Below are 16,107 nucleotides of genomic sequence, written 5' to 3' on the forward strand. Positions count from 1 at the left end.
GCAAATGTCACTGCCACCCCATCGGTTCCTCTCCTAAATTGGTGGCTGTCTTTTGACGCACCTCACCTCTGGATTAAGGAACTGAACGTGGAAAAAAACCAACAACAAAGCCGCAGAGCTTTCCTCAGCCAAACCGGCAAAATCACCACCGCCTGTGCAGTAATCGGCCTGACGGGGGGCGTGGCGCAGGCCGCCACACCAACGGGCAGCGCATGCGTCCCGGAGACCACACCTATGACCCTGACCGACAGCCACTACTGGCTGAGCGACGTTCGGCTGGAAGAGGGTTTTGAGTATGACGGCGACACCGTCATCGGCACCCGCACTGCGCTCTATCAGCTTGAAATCAAAGACGGCAACATTGCCGCTATCCACGCCAAGGATGCGCCGGCACCTGCCGGTGTACCGCGCTATCAGGCGCAGGGTCAGTTGCTGCTTCCGGCATTTCGCGACATGCATATCCATCTGGATAAAACTTTTTACAGCGGCCCATGGCAGGCACCGCGCCCGCGTCAGGGCAAAACCATCATGGACATGATCGCGCTGGAACAGACGCTGATCCCCAAACTCTTGCCCACCTCGCAACAGCGCGCAGAAAACCTGATCGCCCTGCTGCAATCCAAAGGCAGCACCGTGGCGCGCAGCCACTGCAATATCGATCCGGTCAGCGGGCTGAAAAGCCTGGAACACCTGCAACTGGCACTGGAAAAACATCAGGCAGACTTCAGCTGCGAAATCGTTGCCTTCCCGCAGCACGGCCTGCTGCATTCGAAAATCGACGGTTTGATGCGTGAAGCTATGCAGATGGGGGTGCAATACGTTGGCGGGCTGGATCCGACCAACGTCGACGGCGCCATGGAGAAGTCGCTGGACGCGATGTTCCAGATTGCGCTCGACACCGGTAAAGGCGTCGATATTCACCTGCATGAAACCAGCCCGGCCGGCGTGGCGGCAATCAATTACATGATCGCCACCGTAGAAAAGACCCCCTCTTTGCGCGGAAAAGTCACCATCAGCCACGCCTTTGCCCTGACCGTGCTAAACCCGAAAGAACTGGAGGAAACCGCCACCCGACTGGCAGCGCAGCAAATCACCATTGCCTCTACGGTGCCGATTGGCGGGCTGATGATGCCGCTACCGCAGCTCAGTGAAAAAGGGGTATTTGTGATGACCGGAACCGACAGTGTGATCGACCACTGGTCGCCGTTCGGCACCGGTGACATCCTGGAAAAGGCCAACCTTTACGCCCAACTCTATCGGGGTTCCGACGAGTTCCACCTGTCACGCGCCATGGCGATTTCCACCGGCGGCGTGCTGCCGTTGAACGATAAAGGCCAACGGGTCTGGCCCAAAGCCGGTGATAGCGCGGAGTTCGTGCTGGTCAATGCCAGTTGCTCCGCCGAGGCCGTCGCTCGCCTGCCGGCGCGCAGTGCGACCTTCCATCGGGGACGCCTGGTGGCAGGTCAGGTTGGTAAAGCCTGATGCTGGTCCGCTGATGTCACTATGATGGCCGTTTTTGGCCTTCTGTCATGAAAGGTAACGGCGCAGTATGGCGTTATACCTAATTGGCGGAGGGCCGAAAATGTCACGTAGCGCGTTATTGATCATCGATGTTCAGCAATCATTCCAGCACCGTCCATTCTGGCAAGAGGAGGATGTTCCCGCTTTCCAACAGGCGTTGACGCGGCTGATCGCGGGGTGTCACCAGCAAGGTGTCGCGCTGGTTGATGTATTCCACGTGTCCCCACAGGGGCCTTTTTCATTGGCCTCAGGTTGGGTGAAACGCCTGCCGTTCCTCGATCATCAGGCCGATATCACAGTACACAAACACGTGCACAACGCGCTGACCGAATCCGGCCTGGACGCCTGGTTGCGCGAACGGAATATTGATCATCTCATTATCTCCGGTATCCGCACTGAACAGTGCTGCGAAACCACCACTCGGGTAGCGTCCGATCTGGGTTATCGGGTGACTTTCGTCACCGAAGCCACGATGACGTTTCCAATGCAGCACCCCAACGGGGAAGTCTTTACCACTGAACAGCTCAAACGGCATACTGAGACCGTGCTGGTCGACCGCTTCGCCCAGCTCGCCAGTGTGGATGAGGTGCTGGCGCAACTCTCATAGGAGTCATCATGCTGCAGGCCGTCTACTTTCTGATGCTGCCCAACGTGCTGTCACTGGACGTCAGCGGCCCGGCAGAAACCTTGCGTCTGGCCGGGCAGTTCAGTCTGCACTACATAAGCCCGCTACCGCAGATAACCTGTTCTATAGGCATGACGCTGAGTCAGCTGCTGCCCTTGCCCGAACGGCTGGAAGACGGCGCTATTTTGGTGGTCCCTGGGGTGGGCGATTCGCAGCGTTTCTTCGCCAATGAACCGGCAGAACAGGCCCGCCACTGGCTGGCGACACTGCAACCCGATTTGCAACGGCAGCGTATCACGCTGGTCTGCGTCTGCTCCGGTGCGCTGCTGGCAGCACAGGCGGGTTTACTCGACAACCATCAATGCACGACGCATCACGACGTGATCGAACGCCTGCGCCAGCAGGCACCTCGCGCATTAGTAAAAGAAAACCGTATCTTTGTTGAAGATCGCAGCCTATTCACCAGCGCAGGCATTACCGCGGGGATCGATCTGGCACTGCACCTGATTAGCCGCCAGTGCGGTGCCACACGGGCGATGGAAATCGCTCGCGAGATGGTGGTCTATTTTCGCCGCTCCGGCGACGACCCACAGCTTTCGCCCTGGCTGCGCTACCGCAACCATTTGCACCCGGCGGTGCATCGCGCACAGGATGTCATGGCCGCCGAACCGGAAGCCGAATGGTCAGTGCCACAGGTGGCGGAAAAAGCCCACGTTAGCAGCCGCCATCTGGCGCGCTTGTTCCGCAGCCATATCGGCATCAGCGTGCGAGAATATCATGAGCAGCTGCGGCTGGCGGTGGCGCAACAGCGCTTGCAGCAAGGGTACGGGCTGGAGAAAGCGGCGTTGGCCGCCGGGTTTTCCTCTGGCCGCCAACTGCGCCGCGCCCAGCAGCGCGGTGCGACGCTGTTATGATACCAGCCGTCGGCCGTCTATTTTCTGTAACCCCATCGACAGCAGTAGACTGAGCGCCAGTGCCACACCGAATACCCAGAAAATATCCAATAACGGGTGGGGCGTCAGCTCCAGGTGTCGGCTACGCATAAAATTGACGATAATGGCGTGAAAACCGTATATCGCCAGCGAATGTCGGGAAAAAACGCTCAACCAGCCAATCGGCTCCGGCAAACAGTTCTTAAACCAGATCATCAGTGATACCGCCGCGATAAACACCAGTGGGCCGCAATAGATGTAGTAGGTATCGGCGAAGTTGCCGTTGATAAACATCTGGCTTTTAGTGCCATGGATGATCAACACCACGCTCACCACAAAGCCCAATGCCGCCAACCCGCTGACACCGCGCCCTTGTGTGTTCATCATGCCAATGGCTCGGCCAGCCAACGCATACAGCAAGTAGTAAAAAGTATCGCCGTAGATGTACAAATTGACCGGCAGTAAGTGAGTATTCCCCAGCGTCATGGAATGGGTATTGGGGTTGGCGATGACCGCCAGGATCACCAGTACGCCGGCCAGATAGCGACGTGATACCGGTTTGACGTTGATCAGCGGCGACAGCAGATAAATCACTGCGATCGCATAGAAGAACCACAGGTGGTAAAACACCGGCTTCAACAGGATGCCGCGCAGCGACGGCCAAAAACCGATTTTAGTGAACGCAGCAATATAGATTAGCGCGATGGCGCTGTAGAACAGGATGCAGCAACCAATGCGAATGAAATGCTTTTTGCCGGCACTTTTTTCACCGAAAAACAGATAGCCGGAAATCATGAAAAATAACGGCACCGAGACGCGCGACATAGAATTGAGCACGTTGGCAATGTCCCAGTTATGCTCACCCACAGTCACCCCGCTAGTGACGTAATAGGTGGTCGCGTGGATCATCACCACCATCATGCACGCCACCGCACGCAAGTTATCTATCCAGCCAATTTTATTACTCAAAAGGTCGCCCGCAGTGTTGTCATCTTTGTCTGTTAAAAAGAGGTTAACGAGCGAAAGTGTGGGTGGCAACCCTGGCGGGTAATATCAGAATGTGCTGAAACAACACCTTATTATTGCTAAGGTGAACAATTGGCGGCAAAATAGCCGCCACAACTCGCTCAGATTGCGCTTCCCGCCCTGACAGTTCCTTATTTTCTCTTTACTTTCAGTACAATAAATATGAAAACAACATTACCACCTGCGGCTCGCTTGGGTCGACAGGCGCTTTTATTCCCTCTTTGTCTGGTGCTGTTTGAATTTGCCACCTATATCGCTAACGATATGATCCAGCCGGGCATGCTGGCCGTGGTGGCAGATTTCAACGCCGGTGAAGAGTGGGTGCCAACCTCAATGACCGCCTATCTGGCTGGCGGTATTTTCCTGCAATGGCTACTGGGGCCGTTGTCGGATCGCCGTGGTCGTCGTCCGGTGATGCTGGCTGGCGTGGCGTTCTTTATCGTCGCCTGTCTGGCCATTTTGCTGGTGACTAACATCGAGCAGTTTATCTTTATGCGTTTCTTGCAGGGGATTGGCTTGTGCTTTATCGGTGCGGTGGGGTACGCCACGATACAGGAATCCTTTGAAGAGTCGGTGTGCATAAAAATCACCGCGCTGATGGCCAACGTGGCGCTGATTGCCCCGCTGCTCGGGCCGCTGGCCGGTGCCGCGCTGATCCACGTCGCGCCGTGGCAGAGCATGTTCGTGCTGTTTGCGGCATTGGCGGCTTTTGCGTTTTACGGCCTGTGGAAAGCCATGCCGGAAACCGCTTCGCTACAGGGTGAAAAACTCTCGGCAGCCAATCTGTGGCGCGACTATCGCCAGGTTCTGGCCAACCGCCGCTTTATCTGTGGAGCGCTGGCTATCGGCTTCGCCAGCCTGCCGCTGCTGGCCTGGATTGCCCAATCACCGGTGATCCTGATCAGCGGCGAGTCACTGTCGACGCTGGACTACGGTCTGCTGCAAATCCCGGTATTTGGCGCGCTGATCCTCGGTAACCTAACGCTGGCACGCATGACCGGTAAGAACAGCGTACAACGCCTGATCAAACTGGGTGCGGTACCCATGATGCTGGGGCTGCTGATTGCGGCACTGGCTACGCTATTCTCTAGCCACGCTTACCTGTGGATGACTGCGGGCCTAAGCCTGTACGCTTACGGTATTGGGCTGGCTAACGCCGGGTTGTACCGCCTGACGCTGTTCTCCAGTAACGTCAGTAAAGGCACCGTCTCCGCCACCATGGGCATGCTGAGCATGATGGTATTTACCGTCGGCATCGAACTGGCAAAAGTGGCTTACGTGTGGGGCGGCAGTGGGCTGTTCAATCTGTTCAACCTGATAAGCGGCCTGTGTTGGCTGGCACTGGTGGCGCTGTTCCTCAGCAAACGCCGCAATGGCGACGCAACCTCGACGCCGACCGAAGCGCTTTAAACCAAGCGGGGCCTTCGCCCCGCTTACCCGCCAAAAAGACCAGCATCGCGCAGCAGATGCTGGTTACCCTTGCGGCGGGTAAAACCGCTGCGATCGAAGAATTCCAATACCTGAATGGCCAGCTTGCGGCCGACGCCGAGCCGATCGCGGAAGTCCGCCGCGTTCGCACTGCCCTGCGCCGCATCCAGCTCACGAATCAACGCGGCAAACTGTTCAATACGCCGACTTGAATAGTACCGATCCACCACCACCGCCGTAACCTGGCCTAACTGTGCGGCTTTACGCAATGTCGCCCGCACGCGCGCCTCGCCCTCGCCCAACTCAGCAGCCAGATCGCGCACCCACCAGGCCTCGTCGCCGAACAGGGGGTCGATACGTGCCCACAGTGTCTGTTCTTCTGCACTGAACGCCAGGCCATGCTCCGGCAAGTGCAACCAGCCTCGCGTATTAATGATCAACCCGGCTGACAGCAGCCGATCGATCATCATAAATACCAGTGGTTCAGAGAGCTGTGGCAGAGCCATACGACGCAGCCTGGCACGCCCGAGGCCGAGTTGATCGGCATGCTGTTGGTGATACTCAGCCAATACCTGCAACAACCTCTGTTGGCTCTGCAGCGCATTCTCCTGCGCTAGCGCCATATCGCCGGCAATCAGCAGCTCGTGGCCCGCCAACATCGCTGCCAGCTCGCTGTCGGTGAGCTGCCGTGCCCAGGCAAACGCCGCCAGATCCAGCGCCCCATTGGGCAGATGCAGTGCCAAGGCTTGCCGGTCGTTGTCAGCCTGCGCCAGTGATGCCAGCCAGGCCAGATATTCCGGTTGGCGCTTGCCACGCTTCGGCGTCGTCAAACTCAACACCCTTGCGCCGCCCAGTGTCTGGCGTGCGCCAATATCCCGCAGCACCAGCCGGTCGTTTTCCGCCAACCACAGCGGGCGATCGAGGATAAGCTCCGCCAACGTCTCATTCAGCAGAGAAATCCGCCCGGTGATATGGCTGGCAGCATGATGCAAATGCAAAGGCTGCCAGTGCCGTATCGGCTGGTCGGCATCCAACGCGACAAGAATACGCTCGGTGGCCACCCGCGGTTTCTTGGCCAGCAGCCAGTCACCGCGCGCCACCTGTTCTTTACTGATATCACCGCTGATATTTAATGCGATACGCTGCCCGGCCTGCGCCTGCTCCACCGATTGGTTTTGGGCGTGCAAGCCGCGTACCCGCACGGGGGCATCTGCGCCCGTCAGCCACAAGGTATCGCCCACCGCGACCTGCCCCCCCAACGCGGTGCCTGTCACCACCAAACCTGCGCCTTTCACGCTGAACGCGCGATCCACCGCCAGGCGGAAGCGGCGCGTTAACGCGTGTTCATCAGGTTGCAACGCCAGCAGGTGCGTACGTAATGCGTCGATACCCCGAGCCTGTTGTGCAGCCGTAACGAACAGGGGGGTTTGAGGCCAGCCCTGCCGCGTCAGCTCGTCGTCAATCTGCCGCCGCACGTCATCAACACGCGCGTCATCTACTCGATCGGCCTTGGTGAGTACCACCGTCAATGCCGGGCGCCCGCTCAAACGCAGGATGGCCAGATGCTCTCGGGTTTGTGCCATCACACCATCGTCGCAGGCCACCACCAATAAGGCATGATCGATGCCGCCAACGCCCGCCAGCATATTGGCGAGGAATTTTTCATGGCCAGGCACGTCGATAAAACCCAGCACTCGGCCATCAGGCTGTGGCCAGTAGGCATAACCCAGATCTATGGTCATGCCACGGCGTTTTTCTTCCGGCAGGCGATCTGCGTTGATCCCGGAGATCGCCTGTAACAGGGTCGTTTTGCCATGATCGACATGGCCGGCGGTGGCAATAATCATGCGCTCAGCGCCTCAATCAATGCGTCTTCCTGCTCCAGACAGCGTAGATCCAGCCAGAGCCTGCCGTCGTTAATCCGGCCAATCACCGGCTGCGGCAGGCGGCGCCAACGCTCAGCCAATGCCTCCAGGGTTGCCCCACGGCCATCAAGCGGCTCAAAGGTCAATGCATAGCTCGGTAGCCGATCCACCGGCAACGAGCCGCTGCCAATCTGCGACCAACAGGGTTCGGCTCGCAGGCGGAATTGCGCACTGAACTGCGGTATGAGCGCCTGTAACAGACGCTGTGCGGCGTCTTCCATTGCCTGCTGTGGGCGCGTCAATAAACGCAGCGTCGGCAGATGTTGCGCCAGCAGTTCGGGTTGTTGATAGAGGCGCAAGGTGGCCTCCAGCGCAGCCAGCGTCAGCTTGCCAACGCGCAGTGCGCGCTTCAGTGGGTGCTGCTGCAACCGGGCAATCAGCGCCTTTTTGCCCAGGATAATGCCCGCCTGCGGGCCACCCAGCAGTTTGTCGCCGGAAAATGTCACCAGATCCACCCCGGCCGCCAGCAGCCGTTGTGGCATAGGTTCGGCCGGCAGGCCGTACTGCGCCATATCAATCAGCGAGCCACTGCCCAGATCGGTAGCCGTTGGCAGGCCATATTCTGCGCCAAGCTGCGCCAGTTCAGCTTCGTCTACCGCAGCGGTAAATCCTTGAATGCTGTAATTGCTGGTATGTACTTTCATCAGCAGGCCAGTCTGATCGTTAATCGCATTGCGGTAGTCTTTCAGATGAGTGCGGTTGGTAGTGCCCACTTCGATCAACTGGCAGCCCGCCTGACGCATCACGTCGGGGATACGGAAAGCCCCGCCAATTTCTACCAGCTCACCGCGTGACACGACCACCTGCTTACCCGGCGCGATCGCCGCCAACATCAGCAATACTGCCGCCGCATTGTTATTGACGATGCAGGCATCCTCCGCCCCCGTCAGCTGACACAGCACATCTGCAATAGCACGGTCGCGATGCCCACGCCCGGCACCATCCAGATCATATTCCAGCGTCACCGCCGAGCCCATCGAGCGCGTTACCGCCTCGATAGCCGGTTGCGCCAGTAAGGCGCGGCCAAGGTTAGTGTGCAGCACGGTACCGCTCAGGTTAAACACGGGCGCCAATGCTGAACGCTGCCGTTGCATCAACGCGGCGCCAAGCGCCTGCGGCCAGTCACCGCACCAGTCGGGTAACTGTTGCTGTTGTTTTATCGTCTCACGCGCCTGCAATTGCAGTTGGCGCAACAGTTCGCTTATCAACGTTTGGCCATGCTGCGCCACTAAGGGCTCGATCGCGGGGTCACGCAGCAGACGATCAATGGCGGGTAACTGGCTGTAAAGGTGCTGGGATTCAGTGCTCATGGTCGCTCGGTTTAAGTGTTGTGGTCTCGGCATAAAGCAGAACCCCGCCGCAGCGGGGTGAGAGAAAATCAGGGGGGCATCGTGCAGGCAAAGCTTTCGCGGGCAAACAAGCGTTCGGCCAGTTTGATCAACGCAGGGCGCTCAACGCACCAGTTAGGCATGATACGGCGAAAATTGAGATAACCCAGCGCGCAGCCGGTCGCTATATCCGCCAGCGTCAGCACCTCGGCATTCAGGCGTTTTTTTTCCTGCGCCAGTTTTTCCAGCGCATCCAGCCCGTGTGTCAGCTTGTCACGGTGGCGCAGGATCCAGTTTTCGTCCTGTTTCTCCGATGCCCGTTTGCTCTCGCGAAACAGCGTGGCGGCGGCCTCAGTCACGCCATCGGCTAACGCTTCTACCTGGCGGATATGCAGTGCCTCCATGCGGTCGGCAGGTAAAAACGCCGGCGCCAGGGGCAAGGTTTCCAGGTATTCGGCGATCACGCGCGAATCGTAAAATACCGCGCCGTCATCGGCCACCAGCACCGGTACCTTGGCAAGCGGATTTAGCTCTACTACCCGGCTGCCGGGCTCATAGGGCGGATCGTTAACAAATTCGAACGCGATCTCCTTTTCCAGCAGCATCACGGAAATCTTGCGGACAAAAGGGCTGGTGTAACTGCCTATAAGCTTCATCAGTCTTCCCCTCGGCTTGCAAACCACAGCGTTGTTATTTCACCGCCAGCGAGTCGATAATCCGCTGAACCAGCGCCTGATGCGCCTCCGGCGTTTTGGCCGGCGACAACATTTGCAATGTCACCACCCGCTTATTGAACACCGTTAACACGATGGTAGACACCACCTTCTGCCCGTTGACGCTCTGCTCAGTATCCACCCGGTGGAATTTCTGTTTACCCACGGTAAACGTCTCTTCTTTGGTGGTCTGGATATTTTGATAGCGATCCCCCAGCTCGGTGATAATGCTCTGGGTGAGCTCTTTGAGCATTTTATCGCTGGTATTGAGCTTCATATCGTCAGGCGGGATCACCTCAGAAGATACCGTACTTTGGCGCGATTTTCCGTCGAGGAAGCGTTGAATCGTCGACTTGTTGTCGTTAATGATGCCGCTGTTCTTGGTCTGATCGCTAAAGCCCGGCGGCAGTTCAAAGCTAATACTGCCTTTTTGCAGCAAGACTTTCAGCCCGGGAGCCGGGGCCGGTTGGGTCTCCACTACCGCTGGGGGCGGCGCGGGTTGCGTGACGGTCGGTTTGGTATCCGGTTTTGGTACTGCCGGTTTGGTATCGTCCTTGTTGTCACAGGCCGCCAGCCCGATAGCGACAACAGCAACCGCAGTGAATTTCGCAATGGTCTTCAACATCGTCCGTCCCTTTCCTTTCGCTTTGCACGTCATTGCGTATACCTTAAATAATTGGAGCTGCATCGAGGCGGCAAGTCTGCAAATCCCCGGGAACATAGCCAACTATGTGACAGGGGTGAGTAGGCGCAGCCAACAAAGATGCTGCTTCAAGTATGACGGGTATAAACGTAGCAACTCGCCCGGGCGAATGCCAGAAGCCCAGTCTGAAATTGATCATTGTTGTTCACTGCCGAAGACGCGTAGCGAGCAACGGCAGTGTGAGCGCGGACAGCGCACAGGCCCCGCAGCCTACACGCAGTATCTGAGGAGGCCGGCACTGCCCAAGGTCAACATGCCGCAGCGCAGTAGCCGGAGGCCATCATTCCCCAGGGAACAGGAATGGGTTGATGCTGCTACGGGCAAAACCTTCGTCTTCCATTTTGGCATCGAGCACCAGCGTGGCCAAATCGTCCGCCACCGCCTCAACCTGCGGGTCTTTTTCCTGATAAAGAATTTTCAGGTAGGTGCCGCAGTCGCCACAGCTCTCCGCCTTCACCGCAGCCAGTTCGCTGTCCAACGACCAGTAGTTGAGATCGCGGGTCTGTTCGCAGTTGCTGCATTTTATCCGCACCACATGCCACTCGCTTTCACACAGGTTACAGTGCAAATAGCGCAGACCGCTGACGGTGCCAATATGCACGACACTGGCTACCGGGATGCTACCGCACACGGGGCAGAATTGGCGATGCTCACCATATTCAGCCCGTGCCTTGCCCGGGATCTGGCTGGCCATCTGCGCCCAATAGAGCGATAACGCCGCCCAGATAAAGGGGGCCTTCTCACTGCCGATTTTGCTGAATTCTTGGTTAAGCAGCGCCTGAGCCATCAGTTCCAACTCATGTGCCGATGCCTTTTCCAGATTATCCAGCACCGCCAGAACATGCTCTGGCGCTTCCGGGCGCAGCTCCGCGATCAGCGAGTTCAACAGCTTGTGCCAATGCTCACTACGCGGGTAAATGCTCAAATCCAAGGGCGGTTTGCCGCTGGCGGCCCCTTGCTGCAGGGCTTCGGTAAGATCAAGCTGTAGCGGGTTGTCGTGCAGCGCGTGGTGCTGCGCTTCAGCCAACTGTGCGGCAAAGTTCAGATAGTCGCCCAGCGGATTATCAGTCGCCAACGTGCGAAGACGTTCAGCGCGGCGGCTATACAGGCTTTTCAGATTCGCGAAAAGTAACGGCGGGATGGTTTCCGCCGTTGTGGACTTCTCGCGCTGTGCCCCTAGCTGCTCTTTAGGAACAATGCGGATACTCATCAGGGTTTGTCTTCCTGTTGTTTCTCGCGGACCTCTCGGTACCAGCGCGGGTGATGTTTTTTAGCCCAGGCCGCCGGCACCCAGCCTTCCACCATGGCAGTAATGGTGCCTTTTACCCAAAGCGCGGCGTAAATGTGCACCATAATCACGATGATAAGACCCACCGCCGCCAGCGAATGCACCAACAGCGCGATACGGATCAGCGGTATCGGGAAGGCTGGCGCAAAGTATGGCCGCCAGATCACGACACCGCTGGCCAACAGCAGCACCAGGCTAATGATTGCCGCCCAGAATACGCACTTCTGACCGAAATTATAACGCCCGGTGTCACCCACTTCCTCGTTCATGACGATTTTTTGGATGTTTTTAGCCCAGACGATGTCTTCGCGGTTGATCAGATTGTGCTTCCAGTAACGCAGGAACATCAGCAGGAAGGCCGCAAACATAATCACCCCGACAAAGGGGTGCAGAATACGCGCCAACTGCGGCGTACCGAGAATGTTCATCAACCAGTTGAAGGAGGGGAAAAAGAACCCCAACCCACTGATGGCGGCAAACACAAAGCAGAACGCCACAATCCAATGGTTGATTCGTTCCGGCGCGCTATAACGCTGAATACGCTTTTCCTTCTTCATTTGCGCGTCTCCTCATCGTGCGGCTCATCGTCTTCGTCCTCGTCGACGCGGTTAGGACCGACACCGACATAGTGGAACACGCTGGCTGCAAAGGTGGCGGCAAAGCCGATGGCCGCCAGGGGCTTCCACACGCCTTTCCAGAACGTGATCGCCGGGCTGATCGTCGGGTTATCTGGCAAACCGTGATAGAGCTGCGGTTTGTCGGCATGGTGCAGCACGTACATCACATGGGTGCCGCCTACGCCTGCCGGATCGTACAGACCGGCGTTCTGATAACCACGGCTGTTCAGCTCGCTGACGCGTTCGGCGGCGATCTCCTTCATGGCGTCCTTGGTGCCGAAATGGATGGCACCGGTCGGACAGGTCTTCACACACGCGGGTTCCTGGCCGACATCAACGCGATCGACGCACAGGGTACATTTGTAAACCCGGTTGTCGTCCTTATTCATGCGCGGCACATCAAAGGGGCAACCCGCGATGCAGTAACCACAGCCGATGCAGTGCTCTGACTGGAAGTCGACAATGCCGTTAGCGTACTGGATGATCGCCCCTTCCGACGGGCACGCCTTCAGGCAGCCCGGATCGGCGCAGTGCATGCAGCCGTCTTTGCGGATCAGCCACTCCAGCTTGCCGTTTTCCTCCACTTCGGAGAAGCGCATCACCGTCCACGACTTGGCCGTCAGATCGGCGGGGTTATCGTATACCCCGACGTTGTGACCGATTTCATCGCGGATGTCGTTCCATTCGGAACAAGCCACCTGACAGGCCTTACAGCCGATACAGGTGGTGACATCGATCAGTTTAGCCACTTCTTCCTGGTGGTCACGGGCGCGGGGCGCCGGCGTGAAGCCATTGGTGGCGGATTTACGAATGATGTCTTGAGATTGCATTGCCATAATTCGTCTCCGTTACACCTTTTCCACGTTAACCAGGAACGCCTTGAACTCTGGCGTCTGCGTATTGGCATCACCGACAAACGGCGTCAGCGTGTTGGCAATAAAGCCTTTCTTCGCCACCCCTTCGTAACCCCAGTGGATCGGGATACCGATGGTGTCCACATCCTGACCGTGCACCTGCAAGGTACGAATACGCTTGGTCACTACAGCCTTGGCCTTGATAAAGCCGCGGTTGGAGCTGACCTTCACCGTATCGCCATGCTGAATGCCTTTTTTCGCCGCCAGCGACTCGCCAATTTCCACAAACTGCTCCGGCTGCGCGATAGCGTTTAGCACCGCATGCTTGGTCCAGTAGTGGAAGTGCTCGGTCAACCGGTACGTCGTACCGACATACGGGAACTTGTCAGAGGTTCCCATCGCCGCCAGATCGTCCTTGAACACCCTCGCCGCTGGGTTGGAAACCACGTTCGGGTGCAGCGGGTTAGTGCCGAGCGGCGTTTCAAACGGCTCGTAGTGTTCCGGGAACGGCCCTTCCGCCATTTTATCGACGGCAAACAAGCGGCCCATGCCTTCTGGCTGCATGATGAATGGCCCGACGTCACTGCCTGGTGCAGCGGCACTGTAGTCCGGGATATCCACCCCGCCCCACTTGGCACCGTCCCACTCCAGCAACTGACGTTTTGGATCCCAAGGCCTGCCTTGCGGATCGGCCGAAGCACGGTTGTACAGAATGCGGCGATTGAGCGGCCAAGCCCAGGCCCAGCCCAGCGTATTGCCGAGGCCAGACGGATCGGCATTGTCGCGTCGCGCCATCTGGTTACCGGCCTGCGTCCAGCTACCGGCGAAGATCCAACAGCCGCTGGCAGTGGTACCGTCATCGCGCAGATGCGCAAAAGTACTGAGTTGCTCACCCTTCTTCGCCAACACTTTGCCGTCAGCGTCGAGGATATCTGCCAAAGCCTTGCCGTTGCTTTCCATCGCCACTTCTTCCGAAGCGGGATCTTCCGGCGTCAGGTAATCCCAGGTCATGTTCAGTACCTGCTCCGGCACTGCACCGCCATCACGCGCGTACATCTCACGCAGACGCATGAAGATGCCCGCCAGGATTTCTCCGTCGTGCTTCGCTTCACCTGGGGCATCAGCCCCTTTCCAGTGCCATTGCAGCCAGCGCCCGGAGTTCACGATAGACCCGTTCTCTTCTGCGAAGCAGCTGGACGGCAAACGGAATACCTCGGTTTGAATCTTCGACGGATCGACGTCGTTAAATTCGCCGTGGTTCTGCCAGAAGTTGGACGTTTCGGTATTGAGTGGATCAATGGTCACAAGGAACTTCAGTTTTGACAGCGATGCCACCACCTTGTTCTTGTTCGGGAACGACGCCACCGGGTTGAAGCCCTGGCAGAAGTAACCGTTGACCTTGCCTTGTGACATCAGCTCGAAGTACTGCAACACATCGTAGCCTTTGTCCCACTTCGGCAACCAGTCAAAGCCCCAACTGTTGTCCTTCTGCGCCTTATCACCGTAGAAACTCTTCATCATGCTGACGAAGAATTTCGGGTAGTTGCTCCAGTAGTTCACCTGGCCCGGCAGCACCGCTTTCGGCGTGTTTGCTTTCAGGTAAGTGTCGATATCGGTCTGCTTTTCTGAAGGCAATGTCATATAGCCTGGCAGGCTCTGTGACAGCAGGCCCAGATCGGTCAGTCCCTGGATATTGGAGTGGCCACGTAGCGCATTGACGCCACCGCCAGCCATACCCATGTTGCCGAGCAACAGCTGGATCATTGCCATGGTGCGAATGTTCTGTGCGCCGACCGAGTGCTGAGTCCAGCCCAGGGCGTACAGGAACGACGCGGTTTTATCCGCCACGCACGTTTCGGCAATGTATTCGCACACCTTGATGAAATCGTCGGTAGGCGTACCACAGATGTTGTTCACCACCTCTGGCGTATAACGGCTGACGTGCTGTTTCAGCATGTTCCACACGCAACGCGGATCCTGCAGCGTCAGATCACGCTTGGCAAAGCCGTTTTCATCGAGCTGGTAGTTCCAGGTGGTTTTATCGTACTTGCGGTTTTCTGCATCGTAACCGCTGAACAGGCCATCTTCGAAGGTGAAGTCTTCTCGCACCAGCAAGCTGGCGTTGGTGTAGGCGTGAACGTATTCGCGGTTAATTTTGTCGTTGGTCATCAGGTACAGCAACACGCCCGACAGGAAAGCAATGTCGGTCCCGGAACGAATAGGCGTGTAAAAATCCGCCACCGATGCGGTACGGGTAAAGCGCGGATCGATCACGATCAGCTTGGCTTTATTATGAATTTTGGCTTCCATCGCCCAGCGGAACCCCACCGGATGCGCTTCCGCCGCATTACCGCCCATGACGATAATCAGATTCGCGTTCTTGATATCAACCCAGTGGTTGGTCATCGCACCGCGACCAAATGTTGGAGCAAGACTTGCTACCGTTGGTCCGTGTCATACACGTGCTTGGTTGTCTACGGCAAGCATGCCGAGAGCGCGACTAAATTTTTGGGTCAAATACCCGGTTTCGTTACTGGACGCGGAGGCACACAACATGCCGGTGCTGAGCCAGCGGTTGACGGTCACGCCCTGGTCGTTCGTTTTCACGAAATTGGCGTCACGGTCTTCTTTCATCAGCTTGGCGATGCGCGTGAAGGCGTCGTCCCAAGTGAGGCGTTGCCATTTGTCAGAGCCTGGCGCACGGTATTCTGGATACTGAAGACGGCTTGCACTGTGGATAAAGTCGACCAGACCCGCGCCTTTCGGGCAAAGCGCGCCGCGGTTGACCGGGTGATCCGGGTCCCCTTCAATGTGGAAAATGCTTTCTTTGGCGTTTTTGGCGCCATCACCAAGGCTGTACATCAACAGCCCACAGCCGACGGAACAATACGTACAGGTATTACGGGTTTCACGGGCGCGCAGCAGTTTGTACTGCCGGGTTTCCGCTAACGCGACTTCTGGGGCAAAACCCAGCGCAGCCACCGTCGTTCCTGCCATACCGCCAGCGCAGATCTTAAAGAACTGCCTTCTGCTGACCTGCATGGGGGTCTCCTTTCACTCGCGATTGTCACATTGTTTCAAATGGCGCTTTCCCCCTGGAAGCGGGAAGCGCTAAAATTACTGTTGTTTTTACGGTGGCAATATTAC

Annotated in this window: 13 protein-coding genes; 4 read left to right on the top strand and 9 right to left on the bottom strand. The window is 57.5% G+C overall.

Annotated elements, in window-relative coordinates; genetic code table 11:
- Positions 1 to 87 precede the first annotated feature (87 nt).
- The 3 genes from AC2FCQ_RS13290 (at position 88) to AC2FCQ_RS13300 (ending at position 3,060) form a co-directional block, all read left to right on the top strand.
- Positions 88 to 1,482, top strand: coding sequence for an amidohydrolase family protein (locus AC2FCQ_RS13290; protein WP_265556667.1), 1,395 nt, complete (start codon positions 88 to 90; stop codon positions 1,480 to 1,482).
- Positions 1,483 to 1,582: 100 nt separating this feature from the next.
- Complete coding sequence (locus AC2FCQ_RS13295) at positions 1,583 to 2,128, top strand: cysteine hydrolase family protein (RefSeq protein WP_265556666.1); 546 nt, start codon at positions 1,583 to 1,585, stop codon at positions 2,126 to 2,128.
- A gap of 8 nt (positions 2,129 to 2,136) precedes the next feature.
- Positions 2,137 to 3,060: a GlxA family transcriptional regulator gene (locus tag AC2FCQ_RS13300; protein ID WP_490308383.1), complete on the top strand. Its 924-nt coding sequence runs from the start codon at positions 2,137 to 2,139 to the stop codon at positions 3,058 to 3,060.
- Here AC2FCQ_RS13300 and AC2FCQ_RS13305 read toward each other — a convergent pair.
- Positions 3,055 to 4,047, bottom strand: a complete 993-nt coding sequence (locus AC2FCQ_RS13305; protein ID WP_209637984.1) for an acyltransferase — start codon at positions 4,045 to 4,047, stop codon at positions 3,055 to 3,057. The genes AC2FCQ_RS13300 and AC2FCQ_RS13305 overlap by 6 nt on opposite strands.
- A 219-nt stretch (positions 4,048 to 4,266) precedes the next feature.
- Between AC2FCQ_RS13305 and AC2FCQ_RS13310 the strand changes: the two genes are divergently transcribed.
- Complete coding sequence (locus tag AC2FCQ_RS13310) at positions 4,267 to 5,514, top strand: MFS transporter (protein WP_265556663.1); 1,248 nt, start codon at positions 4,267 to 4,269, stop codon at positions 5,512 to 5,514.
- 23 nt (positions 5,515 to 5,537) lie between these two features.
- Here AC2FCQ_RS13310 and selB read toward each other — a convergent pair whose 3' ends face one another.
- From selB to fdnG, 8 genes are all read right to left on the bottom strand, one after another.
- A complete protein-coding gene (selB, locus tag AC2FCQ_RS13315) occupies positions 5,538 to 7,379 on the bottom strand; it encodes a selenocysteine-specific translation elongation factor (protein WP_490308384.1) in 1,842 nt (613 codons plus the stop codon).
- Positions 7,376 to 8,767, bottom strand: a complete 1,392-nt coding sequence (gene selA, locus AC2FCQ_RS13320; protein WP_490308385.1) for an L-seryl-tRNA(Sec) selenium transferase — start codon at positions 8,765 to 8,767, stop codon at positions 7,376 to 7,378. Before selA ends, selB begins: the two co-directional genes overlap by 4 nt.
- Positions 8,768 to 8,835: 68 nt before the next feature.
- The gene (locus tag AC2FCQ_RS13325) at positions 8,836 to 9,441 is read right to left on the bottom strand and encodes a glutathione S-transferase (protein ID WP_490308386.1); all 606 of its coding nucleotides are present in this window, start codon (positions 9,439 to 9,441) and stop codon (positions 8,836 to 8,838) included.
- A gap of 34 nt (positions 9,442 to 9,475) precedes the next feature.
- The gene (locus AC2FCQ_RS13330; RefSeq protein ID WP_209637993.1) at positions 9,476 to 10,123 is read right to left on the bottom strand and encodes a DcrB-related protein; all 648 of its coding nucleotides are present in this window, start codon (positions 10,121 to 10,123) and stop codon (positions 9,476 to 9,478) included.
- Positions 10,124 to 10,481: 358 nt separating this feature from the next.
- Positions 10,482 to 11,411 carry a formate dehydrogenase accessory protein FdhE gene (gene fdhE / locus AC2FCQ_RS13335; RefSeq protein ID WP_209637995.1) on the bottom strand — a complete coding sequence of 310 codons (930 nt, stop codon included), beginning with the start codon at positions 11,409 to 11,411 and terminating at the stop codon, positions 10,482 to 10,484.
- Positions 11,411 to 12,046, bottom strand: coding sequence for a formate dehydrogenase cytochrome b556 subunit (gene fdoI / locus AC2FCQ_RS13340; protein WP_209637997.1), 636 nt, complete (start codon positions 12,044 to 12,046; stop codon positions 11,411 to 11,413). Before fdoI ends, fdhE begins: the two co-directional genes overlap by 1 nt.
- On the bottom strand, positions 12,043 to 12,942 hold the full coding sequence (fdxH, locus tag AC2FCQ_RS13345) for a formate dehydrogenase subunit beta (RefSeq protein WP_209637999.1): 900 nt from the start codon (positions 12,940 to 12,942) through the stop codon (positions 12,043 to 12,045). The genes fdoI and fdxH overlap by 4 nt, the downstream gene beginning before the upstream one ends.
- Before the next feature lie 12 nt (positions 12,943 to 12,954).
- Complete coding sequence (gene fdnG, locus AC2FCQ_RS13350) at positions 12,955 to 16,002, bottom strand: formate dehydrogenase-N subunit alpha (protein WP_490308387.1); 3,048 nt, start codon at positions 16,000 to 16,002, stop codon at positions 12,955 to 12,957.
- Positions 16,003 to 16,107: the final 105 nt, after the last annotated feature.

The sequence above is a fragment of the Serratia sp. CoH_134_PS_4 genome, from assembly GCF_058190535.1.

Coding starts and splice junctions, on each gene's coding strand:
- AC2FCQ_RS13295 (WP_265556666.1), top strand. CDS start 1,583: ATGTCACGTAGCGCGTTATTGATCATCGATGTTCAGCAATCATTCCAG.
- AC2FCQ_RS13300 (WP_490308383.1), top strand. CDS start 2,137: ATGCTGCAGGCCGTCTACTTTCTGATGCTGCCCAACGTGCTGTCACTG.
- AC2FCQ_RS13310 (WP_265556663.1), top strand. CDS start 4,267: ATGAAAACAACATTACCACCTGCGGCTCGCTTGGGTCGACAGGCGCTT.
- selB (WP_490308384.1), bottom strand. CDS start 7,379: ATGATTATTGCCACCGCCGGCCATGTCGATCATGGCAAAACGACCCTG.
- selA (WP_490308385.1), bottom strand. CDS start 8,767: ATGAGCACTGAATCCCAGCACCTTTACAGCCAGTTACCCGCCATTGAT.
- AC2FCQ_RS13325 (WP_490308386.1), bottom strand. CDS start 9,441: ATGAAGCTTATAGGCAGTTACACCAGCCCTTTTGTCCGCAAGATTTCC.
- AC2FCQ_RS13330 (WP_209637993.1), bottom strand. CDS start 10,123: ATGTTGAAGACCATTGCGAAATTCACTGCGGTTGCTGTTGTCGCTATC.
- fdhE (WP_209637995.1), bottom strand. CDS start 11,411: ATGAGTATCCGCATTGTTCCTAAAGAGCAGCTAGGGGCACAGCGCGAG.
- fdoI (WP_209637997.1), bottom strand. CDS start 12,046: ATGAAGAAGGAAAAGCGTATTCAGCGTTATAGCGCGCCGGAACGAATC.
- fdxH (WP_209637999.1), bottom strand. CDS start 12,942: ATGGCAATGCAATCTCAAGACATCATTCGTAAATCCGCCACCAATGGC.